Origin of the sequence: Candidatus Trichorickettsia mobilis, assembly GCF_963422225.1 — a bacterium.
Lineage (GTDB): Bacteria > Pseudomonadota > Alphaproteobacteria > Rickettsiales > Rickettsiaceae > Trichorickettsia > Trichorickettsia mobilis_B.
Genome location: NZ_OY728607.1, coordinates 1,301,340 through 1,327,446, shown reverse-complemented (window position 1 = coordinate 1,327,446; position 26,107 = coordinate 1,301,340). Strand labels below are relative to the sequence as shown.

At 33.8% G+C, this 26,107-nt stretch carries 24 protein-coding genes; 14 read left to right on the top strand and 10 right to left on the bottom strand.

From position 1 onward, the window contains the following. Positions 1-13 precede the first annotated feature (13 nt). From rsmG to R2I74_RS06205, 5 genes are read left to right on the top strand one after another with little or no spacing between them, the layout of a single operon-like run. Positions 14-619 (top strand): 16S rRNA (guanine(527)-N(7))-methyltransferase RsmG, encoded by a 606-nt coding sequence (rsmG, locus tag R2I74_RS06225; protein WP_316354617.1) that lies wholly within the window; start codon positions 14-16, stop codon positions 617-619. Continuing rightward, positions 619-1,401, top strand: a complete 783-nt coding sequence (locus R2I74_RS06220; RefSeq protein WP_316354615.1) for a ParA family protein — start codon at positions 619-621, stop codon at positions 1,399-1,401. Before rsmG ends, R2I74_RS06220 begins: the two co-directional genes overlap by 1 nt. Then, positions 1,402-2,271, top strand: a complete 870-nt coding sequence (locus tag R2I74_RS06215; RefSeq protein WP_316355330.1) for a ParB/RepB/Spo0J family partition protein — start codon at positions 1,402-1,404, stop codon at positions 2,269-2,271. Continuing rightward, positions 2,271-2,921 carry a fructose-6-phosphate aldolase gene (fsa, locus tag R2I74_RS06210; protein WP_316354613.1) on the top strand — a complete coding sequence of 217 codons (651 nt, stop codon included), beginning with the start codon at positions 2,271-2,273 and terminating at the stop codon, positions 2,919-2,921. The genes R2I74_RS06215 and fsa overlap by 1 nt, the downstream gene beginning before the upstream one ends. 5 nt (positions 2,922-2,926) lie before the next feature. Next, on the top strand, positions 2,927-3,763 hold the full coding sequence (locus tag R2I74_RS06205) for a metal ABC transporter solute-binding protein, Zn/Mn family (RefSeq protein WP_316354611.1): 837 nt from the start codon (positions 2,927-2,929) through the stop codon (positions 3,761-3,763). A gap of 463 nt (positions 3,764-4,226) precedes the next feature. Here the strand turns inward: R2I74_RS06205 and R2I74_RS06200 are convergent, their stop codons facing one another. From R2I74_RS06200 to R2I74_RS06170, 7 genes are all read right to left on the bottom strand, one after another. Next, entirely contained in the window at positions 4,227-4,982 is a 756-nt protein-coding gene (locus R2I74_RS06200) for a cytochrome c1 (protein ID WP_316354609.1), read from the bottom strand. Positions 4,983-5,008: 26 nt separating this feature from the next. Beyond that, a complete protein-coding gene (locus tag R2I74_RS06195) occupies positions 5,009-6,223 on the bottom strand; it encodes a cytochrome b (protein WP_316354607.1) in 1,215 nt (404 codons plus the stop codon). A 2-nt stretch (positions 6,224-6,225) separates the two neighbouring features. After that, positions 6,226-6,756, bottom strand: a complete 531-nt coding sequence (petA, locus tag R2I74_RS06190; RefSeq protein ID WP_316354605.1) for a ubiquinol-cytochrome c reductase iron-sulfur subunit — start codon at positions 6,754-6,756, stop codon at positions 6,226-6,228. 282 nt (positions 6,757-7,038) lie between these two features. Continuing rightward, a complete protein-coding gene (locus R2I74_RS06185) occupies positions 7,039-8,055 on the bottom strand; it encodes a hypothetical protein (protein WP_316354603.1) in 1,017 nt (338 codons plus the stop codon). A 61-nt stretch (positions 8,056-8,116) separates the two neighbouring features. Then, positions 8,117-8,446: a ferredoxin family 2Fe-2S iron-sulfur cluster binding protein gene (locus tag R2I74_RS06180; protein ID WP_316354601.1), complete on the bottom strand. Its 330-nt coding sequence runs from the start codon at positions 8,444-8,446 to the stop codon at positions 8,117-8,119. An 84-nt stretch (positions 8,447-8,530) separates the two neighbouring features. Continuing rightward, positions 8,531-9,292, bottom strand: a complete 762-nt coding sequence (locus tag R2I74_RS06175; protein ID WP_316354600.1) for a methyltransferase domain-containing protein — start codon at positions 9,290-9,292, stop codon at positions 8,531-8,533. Next, a complete protein-coding gene (locus R2I74_RS06170; protein WP_316354599.1) occupies positions 9,289-10,440 on the bottom strand; it encodes an aminotransferase class I/II-fold pyridoxal phosphate-dependent enzyme in 1,152 nt (383 codons plus the stop codon). The genes R2I74_RS06175 and R2I74_RS06170 overlap by 4 nt, the downstream gene beginning before the upstream one ends. A gap of 32 nt (positions 10,441-10,472) precedes the next feature. Here R2I74_RS06170 and bioB point away from each other — a divergent pair, with 32 nt between their 5' ends. Continuing rightward, positions 10,473-11,429, top strand: a complete 957-nt coding sequence (bioB, locus tag R2I74_RS06165) for a biotin synthase BioB (protein WP_316354597.1) — start codon at positions 10,473-10,475, stop codon at positions 11,427-11,429. 200 nt (positions 11,430-11,629) lie between these two features. Here bioB and dksA read toward each other — a convergent pair whose 3' ends face one another. The 3 genes from dksA to R2I74_RS06150 all read right to left on the bottom strand — a co-directional run bounded on the left by dksA (position 11,630) and on the right by R2I74_RS06150 (position 15,095). Next, positions 11,630-12,055 carry an RNA polymerase-binding protein DksA gene (gene dksA / locus R2I74_RS06160; RefSeq protein ID WP_316354595.1) on the bottom strand — a complete coding sequence of 142 codons (426 nt, stop codon included), beginning with the start codon at positions 12,053-12,055 and terminating at the stop codon, positions 11,630-11,632. A gap of 79 nt (positions 12,056-12,134) precedes the next feature. Next, positions 12,135-13,892 (bottom strand): class I poly(R)-hydroxyalkanoic acid synthase, encoded by a 1,758-nt coding sequence (gene phaC, locus R2I74_RS06155; protein WP_316354593.1) that lies wholly within the window; start codon positions 13,890-13,892, stop codon positions 12,135-12,137. 48 nt (positions 13,893-13,940) lie between these two features. Next, a complete protein-coding gene (locus R2I74_RS06150; protein ID WP_316354591.1) occupies positions 13,941-15,095 on the bottom strand; it encodes a hypothetical protein in 1,155 nt (384 codons plus the stop codon). Positions 15,096-15,628: 533 nt separating this feature from the next. Between R2I74_RS06150 and R2I74_RS06145 the strand changes: the two genes are divergently transcribed. The 8 genes from R2I74_RS06145 to R2I74_RS06110 all read left to right on the top strand — a co-directional run bounded on the left by R2I74_RS06145 (position 15,629) and on the right by R2I74_RS06110 (position 26,088). Next, positions 15,629-17,689: an Rne/Rng family ribonuclease gene (locus R2I74_RS06145; RefSeq protein WP_316354589.1), complete on the top strand. Its 2,061-nt coding sequence runs from the start codon at positions 15,629-15,631 to the stop codon at positions 17,687-17,689. 226 nt (positions 17,690-17,915) lie between these two features. Beyond that, complete coding sequence (locus R2I74_RS06140) at positions 17,916-18,341, top strand: hypothetical protein (protein WP_316354587.1); 426 nt, start codon at positions 17,916-17,918, stop codon at positions 18,339-18,341. Positions 18,342-18,353: 12 nt separating this feature from the next. Next, entirely contained in the window at positions 18,354-19,478 is a 1,125-nt protein-coding gene (gene holA / locus R2I74_RS06135; RefSeq protein ID WP_316354585.1) for a DNA polymerase III subunit delta, read from the top strand. A 16-nt stretch (positions 19,479-19,494) separates the two neighbouring features. Further along, positions 19,495-19,701 carry a 2-hydroxymuconate tautomerase family protein gene (locus tag R2I74_RS06130; RefSeq protein ID WP_316354584.1) on the top strand — a complete coding sequence of 69 codons (207 nt, stop codon included), beginning with the start codon at positions 19,495-19,497 and terminating at the stop codon, positions 19,699-19,701. Positions 19,702-19,703: 2 nt separating this feature from the next. Continuing rightward, entirely contained in the window at positions 19,704-21,365 is a 1,662-nt protein-coding gene (ettA, locus tag R2I74_RS06125) for an energy-dependent translational throttle protein EttA (RefSeq protein ID WP_316354583.1), read from the top strand. 146 nt (positions 21,366-21,511) lie between these two features. Beyond that, a complete protein-coding gene (locus R2I74_RS06120) occupies positions 21,512-21,778 on the top strand; it encodes a CBU_0592 family membrane protein (RefSeq protein WP_316354581.1) in 267 nt (88 codons plus the stop codon). 880 nt (positions 21,779-22,658) lie between these two features. Continuing rightward, on the top strand, positions 22,659-24,011 hold the full coding sequence (gene rho, locus R2I74_RS06115; RefSeq protein ID WP_316354580.1) for a transcription termination factor Rho: 1,353 nt from the start codon (positions 22,659-22,661) through the stop codon (positions 24,009-24,011). A 325-nt stretch (positions 24,012-24,336) separates the two neighbouring features. Beyond that, positions 24,337-26,088, top strand: coding sequence for an ABC transporter ATP-binding protein (locus R2I74_RS06110; protein ID WP_316354578.1), 1,752 nt, complete (start codon positions 24,337-24,339; stop codon positions 26,086-26,088). The last annotated feature ends 19 nt before the right edge of the window (positions 26,089-26,107 follow it).

The window sequence follows — 26,107 nt, the reverse complement described above, 5'->3', positions numbered from 1 at the left end:
CAACATACAAGTTATGAAAAACATTGATGATTTGTTACTTGGGATTAGCAATGTTTCACGTGAAACATTGACAGCACTTGAGGATTATATACAACTAGTGTCTGAGTGGAATAAAAGCATTAATTTGTTATCTAGAAATACCACTGATGAATTATTAAAGCGACATATAGTCGATTGTTTGCAAATAATGAATTTTATCAAAGATCGTAATATTCATGTAGTTGATGTTGGTAGTGGTGCTGGGTTGCCAGGAGTAATATTATCGATTGCCGGTATAAATATGGTTACTTTAGTTGAAGCTAATAGTAAGAAAGCTGCTTTTTTATTGCAAGCAGCACAAATTTCCAGTAATAAAATAGAAATAATTAATGCAAGAATTGAAGATATAAATATAGAATGTGATGTTGTTACTGGTAGAGCATTGGCAGATCTTAATATGATTTTTAGCTATGTCGAACATCTTGCAGTGAAAGATAAGTATTTACTGCTTAAAGGCTCAAAATATCAGGAAGAATTAATTAAAGCGCAAAAAAATTGGCAATTTGATCATATTATACATGATAGCATCTTGTCAAATACCAGCAAAATTCTAGAGATCAATAATTTAGTAAAAATTTAATGAGCACAAGCCAAACAATAGCGATAGTTAATCAGAAAGGTGGCGTTGGCAAAACCACAACAACAATAAATCTATCGACAGTGTTAGCAACAACTAATGCTAATATTCTAGTTATTGATCTGGATCCTCAGGGAAATACCAGCACCGGATTTGGTGTTTCACAACAAGATAGAAAAAATAATATTTACCAAGCTTTAATTGGAGAAATTTCAATTAATCAATGCATTATCGCAACTCAAGTTCCCAATTTAAATATTATTACGGCTAATACCAATTTATCAGCAATCGAATTAGAATTAGTTTTATTAAAAGATCGTGAATATGTTTTGTCTAAAATATTAAGATCTTTAGATCGTACTTATGATTATATTATTATCGATTGCCCACCATCTTTGAGTTTATTGACAATTAATGCTTTGGTTGCTGCTGATAAGGTATTGATTCCAATGCAATGTGAATTTTATTCATTGGAAGGATTAAGCCATCTATTAAAAACGATTGAGCTTATAGAAAAAAATCTTAATCCAAAAATAAAAATCATCGGTATTTTATTTACGATGTATGACAAAAGAAATCGTCTTACTGAACAGGTGGAGGAGGATGTACGGAGATGTTTAGGCGATCTGGTGTTTAATACCACCATACCAAGAAATGTTAGGCTATCCGAAGCTCCGTCATATGGACAACCGGCAATATTATATGATCATAAATGTTCCGGATCGATCGCTTACATCGAATTAACCAAAGAAATATTAGATAAAAAGATTCTTTATGGAGAATAAATAATGAAACACCGGGGCTTGGGCAAAGGATTATCAGCGCTGTTAAAAGAAGAGGTGGTATCAGCAAATAATGAGTTGGTAAAGCTTGTTGATATAGATAAAATTGAAGCTGGTGTTTATCAGCCGCGTAAGCATTTTGAATATGAAAAAATAAAAGAGCTAGCAGATTCTATTGCCAGCTCAGGATTATTACATCCAATTATTGTTAGTGCTGTTGATGATGGAAAATATCAAATCATTGCTGGAGAGCGACGCTGGAGAGCCTGTAAAATTGCTGGCTTTACTGATATACCAGTAATTATCAAAGATCTAACTAGCCAAGAGATTTTAAGAATTTCTTTAATTGAAAATATCCAACGAGAAGAATTATCTGCTATTGAAGAGGCAGAGGGATTCGCCAGATTAATTAAGGAATTTAATTATACCCAAGAGCAATTGGCAGAAATACTTAGTAAAAGTCGTAGTCATATCACTAATTTATTAAGGCTCAATCAATTACCTCAAGGTGTTAAAGATCAAGTGATGAACGGCCAATTAACGATGGGACATGCAAGATGTTTAGTCGGCAATGAGCATGCAGAAGCGATAGCAAATTATATTATTCAACATGATTTAAATGTCAGACAAGCTGAAAATATTGCCAAGAGCTGGAATAAACAAGATGATCTAGTTATAGCAAAACAGCAAAAACATCGCCAAAGAACGTTGCCAACTAATAATGATCGCAATGATCTAGAATTATTAACGCAATCATTAATGCAGAAATTCGGGGTCAAAATTACTATAGAAGAAGGCCGTAATGGTGGTAAGCTAATATTTCATTATGAAACTTTAGATATGCTTGATGAAATTTTATCGAGGTTAGGTTAATGCAGATTTTTTTAGACAGTGCCAATATTAAAGAAATAGAAGAAATTTATAATTTGGGTATTATCGATGGAATAACTACTAATCCTTCGCTAATGTCGAAAACGAATAATGAATTTATCGCAACAATATCTGCTATTTGTAAGATAGTAAATGGCGATGTAAGTGTCGAAGTCGTTGCCAATGATTTTGAGATGATGATCCAGCAAGGTAAAAAAATTCTAGAGATTGCAGATAATATTGTGATAAAACTCCCTGTGACCTGGGATGGGATTAAGGCGTGCAAATATTTTGCTAAACAAGATATAAAAGTAAATATGACTTTATGTTTCTCAGTAAATCAAGCATTATTGGCAGCAAAAGCTGGGGCATATTATATATCGCCTTTTGTTGGTAGATTAGATGATATTGGCGATAACGGCATGAAGCTAATAAATGATATTAGGCAAATGTATGATCAACAAAAACAAGATACCAAGATCCTTGCAGCTTCGATTAGAAATCCCCAACATGTTGCTGCAGCGGCAATGATTGGAGCTGACGTGGTTACTTTGTCTGGTAAAATTTTATGGCAACTACTTGATCATCCATTAACTGATAAGGGGTTAGATATCTTTAACAAAGACTGGGTTCATTCTGGATTAACTATTTAAGCACTGTGATCAAAAGAATTATAAAACATCTAATATTTATTGCTGTTATATCAATAAATATTACGGCAATAGCTAAGCCTAAGATAATTACCAGTATAGTACCCCTAGCAAGTATAGTAGCAATGTTAATGGATAATCAGGCAGAAATTAGTGCTATTGCTGTAACACAAAATTGTCCTCATCATTATCATATTAGACCCAGCGATCTACAAAAAATCAAGCATGCTGATATTGTAATTTATATAGATGATAAATTTGATGGTTTTATCGTAAAGATAATCAATAACCATAATAAAAATATTATTAAGCTTAGTAATTTACAATCAATAAAATTTCTGACAGAAGATAATCAACATAATTGGCATTTTTGGTTGAATTTATCAAATGTACAAGCGCTTTTAGAAGAATTGGCGATAATTTTGGCGCAATCTTTTCCAGAGCTGGAAAAAAATATTCTTACTAATTTAGATGCAGCAAAATTGCAACTCAATGAATTAGCTCAAGTAAAAACAACTGCTTTAATTAACTTAACTGATGTTATTTTATTAAATGATAGTGCAGAGCATTTCTTCTTCGGTAAACATAAAATATATAAATTATATCAGCATGAGTATAAGAGCCTGAAATATATGAATAATCTTGAGCAATTATTAGCAAATTCTGTTAATAAGTGCATAGTAATCAGTAATGAGCAGAATCATAAATTATATGATAAATTAACTGCTGCAGTAATACAAATAGATAGTGAGAATTGGCAATTAGCTACAGTTAATGCCAGAACATTTTATGATCAATATTTTAGGTTGATTCAAGCTATAATGAAATGTACTGATAAACATTAGGTCACGGTTGCACAATAGGGCTTTGTATAAAACAGATTTGGGGTACCTGATTTTTGGGTGAGGCGTTGTCACGAATTTTAAGAAAAATCGTCAAGCTTTGAGCGAGCTCCACCGCACTGTAATCTCATAAGATTAGCAAAAATTATAATAGACATCTCTCACAAACTCAGAGAAGTGAGTAAATTTGCAGGAGAGAGGATGCGCAAAACCGGAGCGTACTCTATAGTTTGTTTCGGATTTGAGCACACCACATCGACGCACAAATTGACCACAGAAGTAGAGTTTGTGAAAGATGTCTAGAGAGTAGATGTAAACAAAACGTTAATTGAATTTTTGCCTATTTTCTTATCTTTCTACGCCAAATTTTATTCTAATAGAGCCACTATTATCATAAAATTTGCCTTGAAATATAAAAAAATATCTTAAAAATCATCTTAACGTTTTGTTTACATCTACCCTCTAATTATATTCTAGACCAGATTCTGCTTTTAGAAATGTAGAAAACTATAGTAAACACCACAAGAAAAAGCATTACTTTCAACCCCATTGATTTACGATGTTCCATTTCAGGTTCTGCTGCCCATTGTAAAAATATGGTCACATCTCTAACCATCTGATCAACAGAAGCGGTTGTTCCATCTGTATAAGTTACTTGACCATCTGTCAGTGGTGAGGGCATTGCTATTTGAGAATTAGCAAAATATGGATTAAAATATAATCCTGGTGTTAATTTAAAATTTGCCGGCGGTTCAACATATCCTGTTAATAAAGAATAAATATAATTTGGCCCATCCGCCCTTGCTTTGATTATTAAAGATAAATCTGGAGGATAAGCACTGTTATTTGCTGCTCTTGCCGCTTGTTCATTTGGGTAAGGACGTACAAACTTATCAGAAGGTGCACCTGGGCGTTCAAACATTTCTCCTTGATCATTAGGCCCATCTTTCACAGTATAATTTTTTGCAATTTCTTTAATTTCGGCATTTGAGAAACCTATATCTTGTAAGTTTCTGTATGATAAATTATATAAACCATGACAAGCACCACATACTTCCTTATATACCTGGAACCCTCTTTGTGCAGCCTGCCTATCAACCTTACCGAAAACACCGTCAAATGGCCAGCTCATCTGTTTCAAAGGAGCTCCTCCCTCAGAGGCGTATGCTACGTAAGGCACTAAAAACACTAATATGATTCGGCACAATAACTTATTTAACATATGTTGACCTAATGTTGACCTAAGATTTATATAGTATTTGGCAATGGTAAAGGTTTCTCATATTTTACAATAAATGGTAATAAAATTAAGAAATGAAAGAAATAATAAGCAGCAGCTATACGGCTTATTGTAAGATAAGGTTCTTCAGGGGGTTTGCCGCCCATATAACCCAATATTAACCCATCAACAATAAATATCCAAAAAGCTATACGATACATCGGACGATAATTAGCACTACGCACCTTCGAACGGTCTAACCATGGTAAGAAAAAGAGTATAATGATGCTAGAAAACATTAATAATACACCACCAAGTTTAGAAGGTACAGCCCGTAAAATAGCATAAAATGGTAAAAAATACCATTCAGGTACTATGTGCGGTGGTGTTACTAAAGGGTTAGCTGGAATATAATTATCAGGATGGCCTAAATAATTAGGTTGATAAAAAATAAAGAATGCAAAAATCAAAAAATATATACCAAATCCAAAAAGATCTTTTACTGTATAATATGGATGAAATGGAATAGTGTCCTTATCAGATTTAACATCAATGCCCTTTGGATTATTAGAGCCATGTCTATGTAGCGCAATTAAGTGTAACATTACCAAAGCCACAATAATAAATGGTAATAAATAATGTAATGCAAAGAATCTATTCAATGTTGGGTTATCGATTGAGAAGCCGCCCCAAAGCCACGTAACTATACTTTCTCCCACTAATGGTATTGCTGAGAATAAATTGGTGATTACCGTTGCACCCCAATAGCTCATTTGCCCCCAAGGCAACACATATCCCATGAATGCTGTCGCCATCATCATTAAAAATATGACAATACCGATATGCCACAATAACTCACGCGGGGCTTTATATGAACCATAATATAATCCACGACAAATATGAAGATACACTGCTGTAAAGAACATTGAAGCTCCGACAGCATGCGCGTAACGAATTAACCAACCATAATTCACGTTACGCATAATATTTTCTACGCTTGCAAACGCATGATCAACATGTGGAGTATAATGCATTGCCAGCACTATTCCGGTGATTATTTGAATAACCAAGGCAATACCAGCTATAGAACCAAGATTCCATAAGTAATTCAAATTTTTAGGAGTACGATACTCGGCAGAATGCTTTAAGAAAGAAAAGATAGGCAGCCTATAATCTATCCATTCAATAATTGAATTGCATTTATCACCTTCGACTTTAGGTGCGCCATCTGTCTTGTTATGCATAATTAGCCAATTTTAATTTTAGTATCAGAAATAAATTCATAGGCAGGAACAGCAAGATTCAATGGCGCCGGACCTTTACGAATTCGTCCAGAAAGATCATAATGTGAACCATGACACGGACAAAACCAGCCTTTATACTCACCTTGATCAGCTAAAGGTATACATCCAAGATGAGTACACACACCGATGGTTACCAGCCATTGGTCTTTGCCTAATTTAACTCGATCCTGATCATTCTCTGGATCACGTAATTCTGATAATTTGACTTCCCTGGCTTCTTCAATTTCTTCTTTGGTACGATATCTAATAAACACTGGTCTGCCACGCCATTTCACCGTAACAGTTTGACCTGGTTGGATATTTGATAAGTCAACTTCAATCGAAGATAAAGATAGGACATCAGCAGCAGGGTTTAAAGAATCAACAAGTGGCCAGGCAACGCAAGCAGCACCTACTGCCGCCATACTACTTGCCGTTAGGGTCATAAAATCCCTGCGCGTTATCTTTTTGTCATTATCTATAATATCTGACATATATTGTTCACGAATTTAATTATAATAATTTGTAATAGTTTAATTATTCCAGAATGAATACTTAAATGGAAGTAAAATCAACATTGGCATCTAAAAAACTAAATAGATGATCTACTTCTAACACTTGCTTGACCACCACACTCCGTCATTGCGAGACGAAGTCGAAGCAATCCAGTTAGAATAGTTCGTTTCACTTTCTGAATTGCTTCGACTTCGTCTCACAATGACGAGTTATATCGTCTCTTTTTCCTTAACTTGACGTGTATGGTTCATTGAACACTCTCAATTGTCTACCTTCAGATCTAGTAAGTTAATTGACCCTATATTTATTCCTTTTTCAGAAAACACAATATCAAACTGTGCATCATTAGGTATAACAATATTACTAGAATTATTCAAATTTGAATCGATACTGACCGCCCTAGTAATTAGCTTTTTAAATATTGGTCTGGAGATAATAAAATTGTCGGGCACCAGTTTATCTACAACTTCATTATAATTGTTCAAATTAACAAAAAACCTTCCCTGCGGTAATGTACCTTTGCTCAAATTCATTGTGCCATGCAAATTTACTTTAGCTTTTTCAAGTCCAATATGTAGGTTGTTAATAGTAAATCCCTTATTATATAAAGTAGTATTATCAGTATTTTTAACAAATTTAAAGAGGGCATCAAAATCAATAACAGCAGAATTCAAGTTTAAAGTTTCATTTTTGCTCTTATATACTGCTTTCATTCTTAACAAAATATCTTCGCTATCAGCCAACAGGCTAGCCGCAACAAATATTCCCAGATCGTTAATATCAAATATATCTTGGTGATTATTGCTTACTGTGAGTGAAGTGTTATTTAGCTCAAAGGATTTTATAATAGTTGCCAACTGCGCTTGATCTGATAATTGATATAAAGGCTGATCAAGCTTTAGTGAAATAATTATATTAGTATCAGCAGCATGAATTTTATACTCTTTGATTTGGTCTTTAACAAGTTGTTGGTAGTGAAAAACTGGTTCCAATAATAATTTCATTTTTTTGAAACTAAAATCTAACAAGCATAGTAATTTGGGAATGTGCAGATCGTGGACACTAGTATGATCTATTAATCTGATCTGTGGTGCGATAATTTCTATCTTCCACATTTTAGGAAATCCAGATATTGCTAATTTATCATAGGTAATTTTAATATTATCTGTGTCCAGCTGCTTAATTATAGAAGTTACTCTATACTTTATTAAATAGGCACCAGCAAACCAAAAAGTTACAAAGGTTAGAATAATAAATAATAATAATTTACGTATCACACTCAGTTCTATTATATAAATTGATGTTCATACTATTATAAGTAAAAAAGGATTACCGAATCTATACGTTAATGTTTCTAGTGGCTGATGGCAGACGTACCCTAATCCCATCCAAATCTTCTGTTACAATAATCTGGCAACCAAGCCGAGAAGTATGGGTAAGACCAAAAGCCAAATCAAGCATATCTTCTTCGGCTTCTGATGGCGCTGCTAATTTATCATAAAATTCTTCGTCAACAATTACATGACAAGTGGCACAAGCTAAAGATCCCTCGCACGCCCCCTCAAGATCTATTTCATGTTGATGAGCAATCTCTAAAATGGATAAACCGATTGGAGCTTCAACTACTCTTTCAGCACCATGTTCAATAATAAAAATTACTTTAGGCATTTTATTCTCAATGATATAACAGAATTTTGTGACTAGTATATAATTAAATGCGATTACTCACAAGATCTCTCTCATCAAATGTTTTCATCTACCCTCTAAGATTGCAAAAAATATTTTATAATTAGTTTTGATCGGGAGATGATGATTTTTAATTATTTCCCTCAAATAATGATTCTCACTACCGGTAATATTGGTATTTGCACCTAGCATTTTTAGATAAGAAGCAAATGCTAATGGTGAATCAAAAGTCATAGAGAAATCTTCACATCTAAATAAATAGTTTTCTGGTTTTAATGATAGACAATAATCTTCTAGTTCTTTTTGCGTTGGATAATCTGAAATTGGTCTTGGTAAGCCAAAATCTTGATACAGATCACTCCATTCTTTGAAAGTGCCACTAAGTAGTGTGGAAAATACTAAAATGCGCGAGCGAAGCCTAAGATTTTGGATAATCAATTCTAGATTAGTTGTCCACTGTAAAGCAAAATTTGATATTATCAGATCCTGGTAATCCAAATTTAAAGTTTCTATATCATTACTATTATAGTGAATATTGCTATAATTCTTAAATTTATCACGTGTTATATCAAGCATTGCCAGAGCAAAATCATTAAGAAAATATCTACTATCAGGGTAGAATTTCAATAAATATTCAGTAACATAGCCAGTGCCTGCGCCAAGATCTGCTATTGTTAATGGTATAAAATCTGGAAAATTTTTTATCAATAAATCGACTAACAACTTGGCACATTTTTTCTGAATTGATGCAACGCTATCATAAGTTTTAGCATTATCGTTAAAATTCTTTTGGATAGATAATTTATTAATAGTAATTTTATCGTTCATAAATATTTTAGAGCTAGTAACAATTTTTCAAAATCAACAGATTGATGTTTTAAAGTTAGAGCAATCCGTAATCTTGACTTATTTGGTGGTACTGTAGGTGGCCGAATTGCTGCAACAATGATTCCATAGTTTAATAATATCTGCTGTGCATTTAATACATCTTTTTCATTACCAATTAATATCGGAATAATATGAGTTGTTGAAACACCAGTATCAAATCCTAGTTGTTTTATTTGTTCGCGCAAGGCATCAGCACTCTGCAACAAATTTTGTCGTTCCTGTTTTAATTTTTTGAGCAAACCCCAACCATAATAAGCAGCTGCAAGTATCATTGGTGATAAAGCCGTAGAATATATAAACCCAGCCGACTTATTGATCAGATAATTTTTTATTTGCATATTAGAAGCGGTATAAGCTCCACATACTCCAATAGCTTTACTAAAGGTTCCCATCACCAAATGTGGTATATTATCTAGATTAAAATCTGTTGACATACCATAACCATCAGCACCAAGAATTCCGGTAGCGTGTGCTTCATCAAGATATAAAAAAGCTTGATACTGTGATGCAAGGTTGATGATCTCCAATAAAGACACCTGATCGCCATCCATACCATACAGGGTTTCACTAATAATAAACTTGGCTCGTGGATCATTAGTGTATTTGCGTAATAGTTCAGCTAAATGGTTCATATCATTATGTTGATAACGTACCAATTCAGCTTTGCTTAGAAATATTGCTTGATAAAGGCTTGAATGATTAAATCGATCACAGAACACTAGAGCCTTATGACCTAAAACCGCTTCATCCAATAAGCTTGATAAAGCACTAATATTAGCCTGAAATCCAGAATTCCAAATCAGAGCAGCTTGAGTTGCTTTATCTGTGGCGATTTGATTTTCGAATTCTTCAAATAACTCGCTATTGCCAGATAAAAGACGTGATCCCGTGCTGCCAACACCATAATGTTCTGCTGCAAGCATTGCTGCTTGCAATAATTCCTTATTTCGACTTAAATTTAAATAATCATTACTGGAGAAATCTATCAAATCTTTTTGAGTTGCATCAGAGAACTCTGGTAATTGCCGATATTTTGCAGTATTTTGCAATTTTAAACAATAAGTCGTATATTTATTATCATAATGCATAACAATTTACATATTAAGAGAATCATATATATATGGCAAATATAGCTCAAGAACAATGGTCTTATGCATCAGCCATAAAATTTTTCTCCTTACCTTTCCCAGAGTTAATGTATCAAGCGCAAACTATACATCGAGAAAATTTTAATCCTAAGATCATCCAGATCAGTACTCTGCTCAGTATAAAAACGGGTAGCTGTCCAGAAAATTGCTCATATTGTCCACAATCAGCTCATTACCAAACTGGGTTAAAAAAAGAACCTTTAATGGATATTACCGAGGTAGTGGCAGCAGCAAAGCGTGCAAAGATTGCTGGCAGTACCAGATTTTGTATGGGAGCCGCTTGGCGTGGGCCTCGTGATCAAGATTTACAAAATGTTTGTGAGATGATTAAAGAAGTTAAAAAATTAAATCTTGAAACTTGTGTAACTCTTGGTTTATTACAGCAGCATCAAGCTGAGATGTTAAAAGATGCAGGGCTGGATTTTTATAATCATAATATCGACACTTCCAGAGAACATTACGATAAAATCATAACAACGCGTACTTTTGATGATAGGTTACAAACTTTAGAACATGTACGCAACTCTGGAATCAAGGTGTGTTGCGGTGGGATATTAGGCATGGGCGAAACTAATGAGGATCGGATAAATATGCTGGTTACTCTTGCAAATTTGGAAGAACCACCAGAATCAGTGCCAATTAATCAGTTGATTAAAATACCGGGAACACCACTTGAACATGCTGATGATATTGATCATTTTGATTTTGTCCGCACCATTGCCTTAGCACGTATAATGATACCTCAAGCTTATATCAGGCTTTCTGCGGGACGCGAACAAATGTCGGAAGAATTACAGTCATTATGTTTCCTGGCTGGAGCAAATTCTATTTTTTATGGTGAAAAATTACTAACGGCACAAAACCCTATCCCAGCACAAGATAATCTCTTATTGCAGAGGTTAGGGTTAGAAAAACAAGTAATAAGCTGATAGCGTCGGTCAGTTAGACGGATGATAATGTTTTGTAGAAAGCACTATATGAGTTGAGGAGTGAGATAGACGAAGGTCAAAATTGAATAAGTGCTAGAAGTACCAAAGTCGAGGAGCGCAGCGTACATTAGTACGTGAGCACTGCAGACCTTTGGATACGACGACGCAATTCTCAATTTTCACCGAGTAGTATATCACTTTTAGTATTCATCTTCAGTATGCTGCTTCTCATAATTTTCATGCCTTTCCTGCGCTTCAATACATAGAGTGGCTATCGGTCTTGCCTGTAAACGCTTCAAACCAATTTCTTCACCAGTTTCTTCACAATATCCATATTCACCAGTTTCTATTCTTTTTAGCGCTTCTTCAATCTTATCTATTAATTTTCGATACCTATCTCTAGTTCTAAGCTCTATAGTAGTATCTGTTTCAATTGAAGCTCGGTCATTTAAATCCGGTTCATTCCAATTTTCTTCCCTTAAATGATGTAAAGTTTCACGCGACTCCTCCAATAGCTCTCCTTTCCATGCCAACAGCTTTTGTTTAAAATATTCAAGCTGTAAAGGATTCATATATTCTTCATCGCTTGAAGGAGTATAACCACTAGGTAAAATTATTTTTTTCATGCAACATTCTCTCGATTTCAATCGCATAATATATTCAAATGAGAAGTTAGCGCAAGAAAATTTTATTAATATTCAGCTGTTACAAGCAATTTTGTTGAACATACATACCAGGAGCAAGCTCAATAAAATCAATGTCTTGATAAGGTATAGATGAAGTTAATTCTCCACTATTATCAATCAACCAATTTTTCCATGGAATCCACCAGGAACCCTTGAATTCGATTGAGTTCTTTAGCCATTCTTCGCTAGCAACAGGCAAATCTTCTTGAATACGATAGTTATATTTAGAAGTAGCTGGCGGGTTGATCACACCAGCTACATGACCAGAAGAGGTAAGAACAAATTTCTTATTGCCATTTAATAATTTACTGCTCTCATATACTGCACGCCAAGGAGCTATATGATCATCATTAGCAGCCAGAAAAAAACTATTACAATCTATTCTGCCAAGGTCAATAGCACTACCCAGCATTTGAATGGCATTCGGTATTTTTAGTAAATTATTAAGATACATATTACGTAAATAGTAACTATGCATTGTTGCCGGTAAATTAGTGTGATCGGCATTCCAATATAATAAATCGAAAGGCATGGGGGTCTTACCCAATAAATAATTATTAACAAAAAACGACCATACCAAATCATTGGCTCTTAGCAAACTAAAGCTATTGGAGAGATATCTTCCATCAAAATAACCTTTCAATTTCATTTCTGCTTCTATTGCTGCAATTGAAGTTTCATTGATGAAAATGTCCACTTCACCTGGATTTGCAAAGTCTAACAAAGTTGTAAAAAAACTAACACTATTAATATAATCTAAGGCATTAGCTTTCATATAAGCAATTGCAGTAGCCAGTAGAGTTCCACCGATACAGTAACCAGTAGCATTAATTTTCTTAAAACCAAGTGAGGTGATATATTGACATGCCGCTAACACTCCTTCTTGTAAATAATCTTCAAAATTCTTATGCGATAATTTTTGATCTGGATTTTTCCAGGAAACCATAAATACCTGAAAATTGTTTTCTACCAAAAAAGAGACCATTGAATTATGCGTCGATAGATCAAGTATATAATATTTATTGATCCAGGGTGGGATAATTAATAGCGGGATCTTATATGTTTGAACTTTCGGTGCGTAACATATAAGTTGCATTAATTCGTTTTGATAGACAATTTTTCCTTTTGTCGCAGCAATATTTTTGCCAAATTGAAAAGCTGATTTATCTGTAGTAGGAATATCTAGTATATCACCAGATTTTTTGATATCTGACAATAAATTATCTAATCCCTGAACAATATTTTGCCAACCGGTCTCTAAAGACTCTCTTAAAACTTCAGGGTTATAAAATATAGAGTTGGATGGAGAAAAAGCATCGATAAATTGACGCGTGGTAAATTCAAGATATCGTTTAGTTTCTATATCTAATTCATATTGATCAATATTTTTTTGTAACCATTCAGATGATAATAAATAAAATTGTTTTACAAAATCAAAAAAAATATTTTCTTGCCATGCAGCATCCTTAAATCTTTTGTCTTTACCTGATGGAATAACGATGGGGTCAGTTTGTTTACCACCAAATCTGGTTATTGAGTGAGAAACCAGCTCATGAAATTTTTCATAATAATCTATGTTAATCTGTATAAATTTTTCAGGATTTTTCCAAAATTGCTCGGAAGCACTAGTGAACATCAGTCGGTTCTTATCCTCATTTACTAATGATGGAGGTATGAATGCCCCTTTACCTTGCAGTAGATATAATACAATTTCTTGGTATTTATCACGTATTTTTTGTAGATTTTGAATAATCTGATCACTGTCAATGGTTTTCATATAGATAATCCCCGCACACTCTGGCAAATACGTAATAGCTCGCAAGAATCACCAACTATACAACTTAAGCCTGATAAATTGTAACAAATAATATAATGTATAGGCAGTAAGGATAATGCAAATAGATGCTATTAAGCCACTGCTACCAATAATCTCAAAAGCTCTACTACCAATTGCCGTTCCAGTATAATATCCCATAGCCCCCGTAGTAAAATATAGCATTATTGCAGTATGCAGCTGGCTATTCTCAAACTTATCAGACAGAATCAGCAAATTGGAAATTAGCAAGCCATACATACATATACTGATAATCCCCAAAAGTAATAAATGTATTATTGCTTCTGTGTAAGAACTTAGTAATGAGGTGAAACTGATCATTAGTATTATTAAGAATAACAAATTTAATAAATATTTACTAAACTTGGATAATAAATATTGAATTGGCACAGCAAATATAAGCATTGTAAGTAATGCATATTTTCTCAATATCCATAAATCTAATATAATTGAATCATGTTCTATATCATAAGCAGAATAGTGCCAGGATATTGAGGCGAGTATATAAAAAACTATAAAACTTGCCATCATTTGTAACTTTGTATTAGTGATTAAATATGAAAATATGATCTCTGGTTCTTCTATAATACAATGGTTTTTTTTATAAAACTGAATAGAAATCAATACCAGGCTCAATGAGATTACATTTAATAAAATTAAGAAGGAAGAATCATGTGTATCAAAAAAAAATATTAATTGCTTGCCACACAAAATTCCGATTGCAAAAGTTAAAAATAACAGGGTAATACCATAACTAAAGCGATGCTTGAAATATTCAGTGACGTAAATAATGTTTATTATAAAATAATAAAATGTACTACCAGACATTATCATTAATACAACCGATAGTAGATCATTAGTCATAGAAATCATTAAAAATAGAACACTAATTGCAAATATTATTATACTAATTGACAATGTATTTCTACTGCCAACAAAACTAAATATTATCAGCGTAAAGCCAGTAACTATATATCCAAATATTTGAGATAATCCTATATATATATATTCTATCTTTGTTTCTGAATATTTATGAAACATGACAATATGCGGTATAGCATGAAAGTCAATTTTAGCAATTAGCGTAAAAAAGAAGACGCCAAAAATTAAAAATAAAATTTTACTTGAAAAAATACTGACAGACATAAATATTGCTAAACAAAGTTACATGATATATAAGTTTTGTAATAGATGCAGAGATATTGAGGTATATTATATAATAATATAGGTTTTACAATCGGTTTTGTCATTATATTTATTCCCCTAAATATTGAAACTATATGAACGTATTCTGATGCGAGAGAGCAAAAAACCTCTGCTCCTGTAAAAAATGCAGTTCATATAACTCAACTATCAGCTTGAGACTAACATTTGATACTAGTATAGATACAGCAAATTAACGCTGTAATATACGAAATTTATCAGATCATTGGTAACTTTGCTGTAGCATGTGTGTTTTAATAAGGCACTTATATTGTTTTAAACCGACAATTATATATGATGTAAAGAGGTAATGGTACAGATATAGCTAGAGTCGGTTAGACGGTAACAGTTGAATTTTAAGGTGAGGTTGCGGAACCTAGATTACTAGGTGAGCACAACCGAATCCTGACAAATTCAACTGTTACCGTCTAACCGACCGACGCTATATTTTTTAAAAATTTGTAGAGTTTAAGTTCATGAGTAAAAAAATCATTATAGATGCAGCCTTCCCCAACGAAACGCGGGTAGTTTTGCTAAATAATAATAATAATATAGAAGATATCGAATATGAGAATGCTATTAGACCTCAGAATAAAGGAAATATATATCTTGCAAAAATAACGAGAATTGAGCCATCACTGCAAGCAGCCTTTATTGATTATGGTAATGAGAAAAGTGGCTTTCTACCATTTAGTGAAATTCATCCAGATTACTATCATATCCCTGTCGCTGATCAAAAGTCATTAAGTAATAATTTAAAAGAAATAACTCCACCCAAGATTACTACAGAAGATGCAGAAGAAGTTGCTGTATCAAATGTATATAATACGCTAATTGATAATGATGAAATTGACATAAGTACCATAGAAAAATTAGTGGATGATAAATTATCTACTACTTTTGATCTGGAAGTTTCTGATATTGATATCGAGACTATATCGTCAGATAAAGAGATGACGAATTCATATAAACAATACAAAATCCAGGAAGTGATAAAAAAGGGACAAATATTATTAGTACAGTTAGTCAAGGAAGAGCGTGGTAATAAAGGAGCTTCTTTGACCACCTATATTTCACTTGCAGGTAAATATTGCGTATTGATGCCAAATAAATCTTCGCAAAATGGGGTATCAAGAAAAATTTCTAATCCTGATGAGCGCAAAAGACTAAAAAATATCATATCGCAACTTGCAACTGAGAATAATAATGAAAATTCAAGTGTTATCATTCGTACAGCTGGTATTGGTCGTATAACCTTAGAAATAAAAAGAGATTATAATTATTTAGTTAAGTTATGGAATAAAATTCGTGAGGTAACATTAAAATCGATAGCACCTTGTTTTATCCATCAAGAAGAGGGGATTATCCAAAAAACAATCCGTGATATGTTTGACCATAATGTTAAAGAATTAATGGTACAAGGCGGTAATGCATACCAAAGTGCTATTAAGTTTATGCGTGACATATTGCCTACAGAAATTAATCGGGTTAAAGAATATAAGAATAAAACGCCGATTTTTACAAAATTTGCAGTTGAAGATCAATTATCAAATTTATACCAACCTACAGTAGCCCTGCAATCAGGAGGGTATATAGTAATTAATCCTACTGAGGCTTTAATATCGATTGACGTTAACTCAGGCAGAGCTACCTCAGAAAGAAATATTGAGGAAACGGCTCTAAAAACTAATTTGGAAGCGGCAAAAGAAATTGCGCGACAAATTAGTTTACGTGATTTATCAGGTTTACTAGTGATAGATTTCATTGACATGTATGAGTTACGCCATCGTAGAATAGTAGAACGTTCGTTAAAAGAATTCTTAAGCCGTGATCGTGCACGAATTCAAACATCAAATATCAGTACCTTTGGCTTACTCGAAATGTCAAGACAAAGGTTGCGTCCGTCATTTTTAGAGCTAAATGCCTCCATTTGTTCGCATTGTAACGGTAAAGGGCTCGTTAGAGCTGGTGAATCAAATGCGATGCTTATCTTGAGAACAGTAGAGAATGAAATCTTCCATGATAATGTGGATACAGTAAATGTTTATGCCAGTAATAGTGCCATTATCTATTTATTAAATAATCAACGCCAGGAAATTGCGTTTATTGAAGCAAAATATGGCATAAAATTAAATTTTTATTTAGATCCCACTGCTACTTCAGATAGTTACTCAATTGAAAAAATCAAAGCAGTAAAGAAATTTACTAATGCCAACGTCCAAAATAAACCAGCCTTACAGGATATTTCTGGCATTTATCAAGAAAAAGCTGCCAATACTAATAATAGCAGACACAAACAAAAATGGAAAGAATCTACAGTAGTATCAGCAAAGTCTGTGGATGATCAACAAATTAATGATGAAGCTAACATAGCAGCAGTTACAAATATTACACCAATGTTAGATAATGGAGAGTTAAATAATCCTAATAATACTAACGTTACTACTACAGGCGATGGCGAATTACCTACTCCTATAACTCCATCTCGCCGTAAAAGAATAAGGAAAAAGATTAACTATGTTAAGAAAGATATTTAACATATATACTCGGTGAAAATTGAGAATTGCGTTGTCGTCGTTAGAGATCTCCAGTGCGTACCTTATGTACGCTCCGCGCTTCGACTCTACGACTCCTAGCACTGCTTCAATTTTGACCTTCGTCTATCATTCGCACATTTTCATGAAATATTTGATGAATTACAATAGTTTTTTTTTGCAAAGAATATGCTGGCTGCTATGTTTAAGCTCATGTAAGTTACAGCCTGTGTATAGTGAAAAGTACCTACACAATGGTAGTAATCTTTGTGCCGTAGAAATTGACTCAATACCATCAATAGCCGGAGCAGAATTATATCACCACTTATCGGAGTTGATACCATATTGTGGAGTAACAAAATATCGTTTAACGGTCAGTTTGAGTTACTTAAGTTCACCAAGTATAATAAAAAGAAATTCTGACGTTTTTAGGCAAAGTACAACCCAAATTGTGCAATATAAACTATTAGACCTACAAAATCAGCAAGTCGTAACCTCCGGACAATTTAACAATATCGTATCTTATAATGCAGCAACTTCAGCGTACACAACTTATGTCGAAGGTGAATCAACATTGGAAACAATGGCTTTACAGGCTGCTGAAGAGATGCGCACCAGATTAATCTTATTTTTTGATGAGCTAAAAAGAGTTTAACCAATAGGAACTATGAAGTTTTATCCGGATAAAATTCATCAATTGATGGAAAATATTAATAGCCTGAAGATCAAGGCATTATTATTATACGGTCCCGATAAAGGATATATAAAAAAAATATGTCAAATAATAATTCACAGACTAAGTCTATTACCTAGGGTGATTACTGATGCACATTTACATGTCAATCAGTTTGATATGCTATTAAATACCCAAAATTTCTTTGGTAAAAAAGAATGTCTAAAAATTTTTATTTCAGCAAACCAATTTAATGCCGAATATAAGACGATATTACGTAGTGAATTTATACATTTTCCGATTCTGATTGTCGATGAATTACCAGCGCACACTGAGCTCAGAAAGTTTTTTGAAGCTGAAAACAACCTGGCGGCAGTTGGTTGTTATTACTTGGATGCTCAAAGCGTATCAAAATTAATTTTGAACAAGTTGACAAAAATTAAGAATATTATACCTTCTCACAAACTCAGCAATGATAGAGAAATGGTAGGAGATTTAGGCGCGCAAGGCAAGAGTGTACTTGATGTACACGAGGATCCGAGCACAAAATTGACGCACCAATTCTCATCAACAGTAGAGTTTGTAAAGAGGTCTATTGATCCTGATGCGCTTGCATACTGCACCCTACACTTACAAGGAGATTATCAATCAATTGATAATGAACTTGATAAATTAATATATTTTACTCATGATCGAAGTTTAATTACTATTGACGATGCAATTAAAGTAATAAGCAATAATATTACTGCAAATGGTGATGATTTATGTGTTTATTTTATCAATAAGGAGTTAGCCAAATTATTTGAGGAATTAGCTAAATTATTACAACAAAATATAAGTATGGTATTAATTATAAGAGCTTTAATTAGATATTATCTAAATATATATGCTGTATTAGTGCTAGTTAAAAATGGTATGACTCTAGATCAGGCGTGTAAAACTTTATCGCCGCCTATTTTTTTTAAACAACTTGCCAATTTTAAAAAAATCACTAATAGTGCAGCTATAGTAGATGTTATAACTGCACTCTCTGTACTTCAACAAGCTGAAGTACAGTTTAAGTTATCCAATAATAGTTTTGATTTTTATCAACATGTTTATTGTAAAATACATTTATAAAAAAAGAGGATTATATATGCCAATAGTACATATTCATTTACATCATGGAAGAAGTAATGAGAAAAAAAGAATGCTGGTAGAAAAAGTGACTAATGCCATCTGCGAGTCAGTAGACGTAACTCCTGAAAGAGTACAAATTATTTTACACGACGTAATGCCAGAGAATTACGGTAAAGCCGGAGTATTAGGGTTGGATGCAGCTAAAATAGAGAAGAAGAATTAATTATGTCTTATCAATATGTGTATGTAGTTAAAGGATTAAGTAAAGCCGTTAATGGTAAACAAATTTTAAAAGAAACTTGGCTATCATTCTTGCCTGGAGCTAAAATTGGAATTATCGGTCATAATGGCGCTGGTAAATCCACTTTGCTACGGATTATGGCTGGTGTTGATAAGGAGTTTGAAGGAGAAACGTGGGCAGCAGAGGGAATTAAGATAGGCTATCTGCCGCAAGAGCCATCTTTAGATCCAACTAAAAATGTATTTGAAAATATAATGGATAGCTTAAGCAGCAAAAAGGCTCTGCTTGACCAATTTAACGAGGTTAGCAATAAATTTTCTGAAGTGTTGACAGATGATGAGATGAATAACCTACTCAACTTACAGGCTGAACTTCAGGATGCGATCGAAGCCGCTGATGCATGGAGTTTAGAACGTGAAATTGATATTGCAATGATTGCTCTTCGTTGCCCAGCAAGAGATGCTGATGTTAGCAAGATTTCCGGAGGTGAGAAGCGTCGAGTTGCATTATGTAAATTATTATTGGAGCGTCCTGATATGTTATTGTTGGATGAGCCAACTAATCACCTGGATGCAGAATCAGTTTCGTGGCTTGAGCACTATTTAAAAGAGTATAAAGGAACAGTGGTAATAATAACACATGATCGCTATTTTTTGGACAATGTAACTGAGTGGATCTTAGAAATTGATCGTGGCCAATGTGTGCCATGGCACTCTAATTATTCAGCATGGCTTGAGCAGAAACAAGCTAAATTGGAACTTGAAGATAAAGAGGAAGGATCACGCAGTAAACTATTGAAAAAAGAATTGGAATGGATCAGGCAATCGCCAAAAGCAAGACAGTCCAAGAGTAAAGCACGGATAACTGCTTATCAAGAATTATTGACCAGGAAACGTGATTTAACTAATGGTACAGCACAAATAATAATTCCAAATGGCCCACGACTTGGAGATTTGGTAATTGAAGCTAATCACCTTAGCAAAAGTTTTGGCGACAAGGTTTTATTTGCTGATTTTAGCTTTAAAATACCACCAGGAGCGATTGTCGGCATAATTGGCCCGAATGGAGCTGGAAAATCAACTTTATTCAACCTGATAACGGAAAAAATTACTGCGGATTCCGGAGAGATCAAAATTGGTTCAACCGTAAAGCTTGGCTATGTAGATCAATCACGTGATCACTTGGATAACAATAAAACAATATGGGAAGAAATCTCTGATGGCCTAGAAGATCTACAACTTGGTGATCGATCAATCAAAAGCAGGGCATATTTATCGGCATTTAATTTTAAAGGTAGTGATCAACAAAAGAAAGTAGGGCAGATGTCCGGTGGTGAAAGGAATCGTATTCATCTAGCAAAATTATTGAAGATTGGTGCAAATGTATTGTTACTAGATGAACCATCAAATGATCTGGATGTTGATACGCTTCGGGCATTAGAAGACGCTATACTAGATTTTGCCGGATGTGTATGTGTAATCAGTCATGATCGGTGGTTCTTGGATAGAATAGCCACGCATATTATTGCTTTTGATCAAGGCGGGTGTGTATGGTTCGAAGGTAATTATCAAGATTATCATAATTATGTAACAAACAACTCTGATGATCTAATAAACCATAAATACCGTCATAAGAAGCTGGTATAATAGTATTTTTTACTATATATTGGGTGTACAAGTGCTTAATGGATCTCTTGCATGATCTTCTAAATAATGATTTTGTCGTCAAAACAGTCTTGTACGTACTCTATATATTGAATGTTCTCCAAAATTATAAAATTAATTGTGAAATTATGAGTATTATATCTGATATTATAGGTATCATTGGGGTAGTTATGGTAATTACTGTATATTTGTTACTACAAATGGAAAAAGTACAAGCAGATTCCATATCATACTTAGTAGTTAATTTAGTTGGATCGTTACTAATCGTAGTATCATTGATGTATAACTGGAATCTATCTTCATTTATTATTGAAGTGTTGTGGGCAGTGATTAGCATATTTGGTTTGATTAGAGTAGCCCATAAGAAAAAAAATAGTATCAATAATCACAATTAGATCTCTCCACAAATTAGGCTTTGGGAACATTTTTCTGTAGAGGCTTATTGAATTGGTTTATAAAGAATATTTGTTTTATTTTTAAATAAACTTTGACAAGCACCAAATGGTTTGATATTAAAGTGTAGAAATAAAGTTGTTAAATAATTTTCTTACAATAATCTAAGAGCCTGTCTTGAAAGTAGATATTAAGAGAGGAATTTTTTAGACAAAAACGAAGTCGAGTACCGCAAGCAGTCATATAGTTTGTTTCGGAACGGAGGCAAGTTTTGACGACAAAATTATCTCTTAGGTGCACGTGTCAGACAGGCTCTAAATTTCCATCATTCATAATATATACTCTGTACAACGGATAAGTGAGATAAACTATAGTTTTACTGCATCGAAAGAGCAGGAGTGTTTCAATTTGTGCAGTGTAGGTAGCTAGCGTAGGCTATTCACTAAGGTTCAGATAGAATAAATTTAAACACAAGGCTGCGAGCGTAGATTACTATGTGGATACAGCAAGACTTGCGCAAATTTTTAACCTTAATAAATAATTCTATACGATATTATATATAGATTTCTCTCACAAACTCAAGCGTAAGAGAGGATTTGAAGGAGACACGGAACCTCAACCCACAGCGCACTTTAGGTTTGTTTCGGATCTAGTATCAGACCTGAGTACACATCATCCGCAAGAACGCAGAGTTTGTAAGAGAAGTCTAATGTGATGCCCACAAATTTTCAAATATATAGCGTCGGTCATCACATCATCTAACTGACTCTAGCTATACTTAATGCTAGTTCGCAAGATAAAATGAGTACATAAGATTTTGTTGACACTATAAATGTGCGCATTACCTCAAACATATAATCAATAACTAATTTAGCAGTAAGCATGACCATACATACAATAAGCGATAATAAAGACTATAGTGATAATAATACTGATTATGATAATAGCAGACTTAATAATCAGCAAAAATCTGATGTTATTGTTAATCTCAAACAATTAAAACAAAAATTACCCGAAGAATTACAAATCCAAGCTGAATCTTTGGGAATAGAAAATGTTAGCGCATTACTAAAGCAGGAATTAACATTTGCCATCTTAAAAAAGATAGTAGAACAAGGTGGATTAATTTCCGGTGAAGGAGTTTTGGAAGTACTGCCAGATGGTTTTGGTTTTTTAAGATCACCTGAGGTAAACTATCTGGCAGGCCCTGATGATATTTATGTATCACCTAGTCAGATTCGGCGTTTTGGTTTACGTACCGGTGACACTGTAGAAGGACAAATTAGAGCTCCTAAAGCAGGGGAACGATATTTTGCTTTACTAAAAGTGAACAAAGTAAATTTTGAAGAGACTGCAAAAGCCTATCACAGGGTACATTTTGATAATCTGACACCATTATACCCAGAAGAAAAATTACTCTTGGAAGTTGAAAATGAGAATAAGGATTTCAGTACTAGAATAGTCGAATTAGTTGCTCCTATGGGCAAGGGTCAGCGTGCTTTAATAGTAGCGCCGCCAAGAACCGGTAAAACTATGTTATTACAAAATATTGCTCATGCTATTACTACAAATAATCCCGAAGTATATTTAATTGTATTATTAATTGATGAGCGTCCGGAAGAAGTTACAGACATGCAGCGTTCTGTCCACGGAGAAGTAGTTAGTTCTACTTTTGATGAACCAGCCAGCCGACATGTTCAGCTTGCTGAAATAGTAATTGAGAAGGCTAAACGATTAGTAGAACACAAAAAAGATGTAGTAATATTATTAGATTCGATCACACGTCTTGCTCGTGCCTATAATACTGTAATACCATCTTCGGGTAAGGTATTAACCGGTGGTGTTGATGCTAATGCTCTACAACGCCCAAAAAGGTTTTTTGGAGCTGCGCGTAATATTGAGAATGGCGGATCATTGACCATAATAGCTACAGCTCTTATTGATACTGGTTCTCGTATGGATGAGGTAATTTTTGAAGAGTTTAAGGGTACCGGTAATTCAGAAATAATACTAGATAGAAAAATAGTGGATAAACGTATTTATCCTGCTATTGACATTACTAAGTCAGGCACACGTAAAGAAGATTTATTAGTGGATAAGGCAGTACTTGCTAAAATGTGGATATTACGTAGGATCATTAATCCTATGGGCACGGTAGATGCTATAGAATTTTTATTGGAGAAACTAAAAAATACCAAAACTAATACAGATTTCTTTGATTCAATGAATTCGTAAGCCTTCCATAGTATTTATAGCTTCGCTTGGTGAATTATGGTACGTTAATTTTTTGCTTCAGCTGCGGGAGCGTAGATTACTTTATTGCCACAGCCGAGACCCATAAAATTGGTGGTGAGTGTTTACGGTTTTTAAAAAAAGTCGTCATTGCGAAAAGCTTTAGCTCTGAAGCAATCCAGAAATCTAACGTCTTGACTAGATTGCTTCAGAGCTAAAGCTCTTCGCAATGACGTTGGTCGCCAGCTTTGTAAGTCGTATATTGACGTTCAATTTTAAAACCGTGAACACTCACAATTGGCGTACATAGTTCAACTGGAGAAGCTATATGAGTAATCCACTTTCCTTTCTTTGGTCAGTAATAAAACCATATAAATACCCATATCTGATCATGATTATTGCCCCTTTTGCAAATGGGGTGTATCCGATTATGTATAATTATGCGGTAAAGCTACTAATTGATTTATTTACTCAGAATCAACATATTACACTTGCACAAAGTTGGCAACCAATAGCATTATTCGTTGGTGCGCAAGTTATTCTTGACGGCGCATGGCGAGCACATAATTTTGCTCAATTAAAATGTATGCCGTATATTTTACAAAATATGTTGGATAAAATTTGCAAACATTGCTTTAACCTATCATATAGTTTTTTTCAAAATAATCTTTCTGGCTCTATTGTCGGGAAGGTAAAGGGAATTGGCGATAATTACTTTAAGTTGCATCAAGCGCTTGAATTTCAACTTAGTAAACCGCTATTAGTTATGTTATTTTCTGGCATTGCCTTAGCTTTCACTAATATAAAAATATTTCTTTTTGTTGTAGTATTTACAGCTATATACTCACCGATAGCACTAAGATTTTTTACAAAGCTTGCCAAAATGGAGCAAGCAAAACAGGACTCCTGGTATCATTTATTTGGAACGATAGCAGATCGTATTGGCAACATCTTCACAATCTTTTCTTTTGCTACCAAACAGCGTGAATTACAAAAAATACAAAATTATTATGATGATATACATAATCCATTAGTTATTAGCTATTATAAGTATGATTTAATTATATCCATAATATTATGTCTATTTTATTGGGTATTTTTAATATCGCTATTTTGCTATGTTATTTATATGCGAAATAACGGCGAGATTTCAATTGGCGACATTGCCTTTGTTATGTCCCTGACATTTTTATTTACAGAAAACTCTTGGCATACAACAATGGAAATTAAAGATTTTTTGGAAGATGTTGCTGCTTTTCGTTCTGCCTTTGCAATTATGCAAACTCCTCAAGATACAATCGACAAACCTCATGCAACTGAACTAAAAATTTCAAAAGGTGATATTATATTCCAAAACCTATCTTTCAATTATGCCGACAACAGCAATGTATTTAAAAATCTAAATCTTCATATCAAAGCAGGTCAAAAAATTGGAATAGTCGGGCACTCTGGCTCTGGAAAATCAACATTAATATCTTTGTTACTCAAAAATTTTAAAGCAACAAAAGGTGATATTATTATTGATAATCAAAGCATTTATGATGTTTCTTCTGACAGTCTTCGCTCTCAAATATCGCTAATTCCACAAGATATTATGCTTTTCCATCGCTCTGTTGGTGAAAATATTGGATATGCCGTCGAACATGCAACACAAACTGCAATAGAAAACGCAAGCATCGCTGCGAACATCCATGAATTTATTGAAACTTTACCTGAAAAATACAATACCCTAGTAGGCGAAAGAGGCATTAAACTAAGCGGAGGGCAACGTCAACGTATAGCAATTGCAAGAGCTATTCTTAAACATGCACCAATTTTAATTTTAGATGAAGCAACTTCTGCACTTGACAGTCAAACTGAGCAAGAAATTCAAAAATCCATCAACATGATGCTTGAAACAAACTGTGCTACAGTAATTGCCATAGCGCATCGCCTTTCAACCATAAAACATTTAGACAGAATTGTTGTTATGGCAGGCGGTTCGATCGTTGAAGATGGAAGTTTTGCAGAGCTAATTGCAGTTCCAAATGGTAAGTTTAAGGAGCTTTGGGAGCATCAGGTAAATGGGATGGTGGTTTAGTTATTTATGTAAATCACAC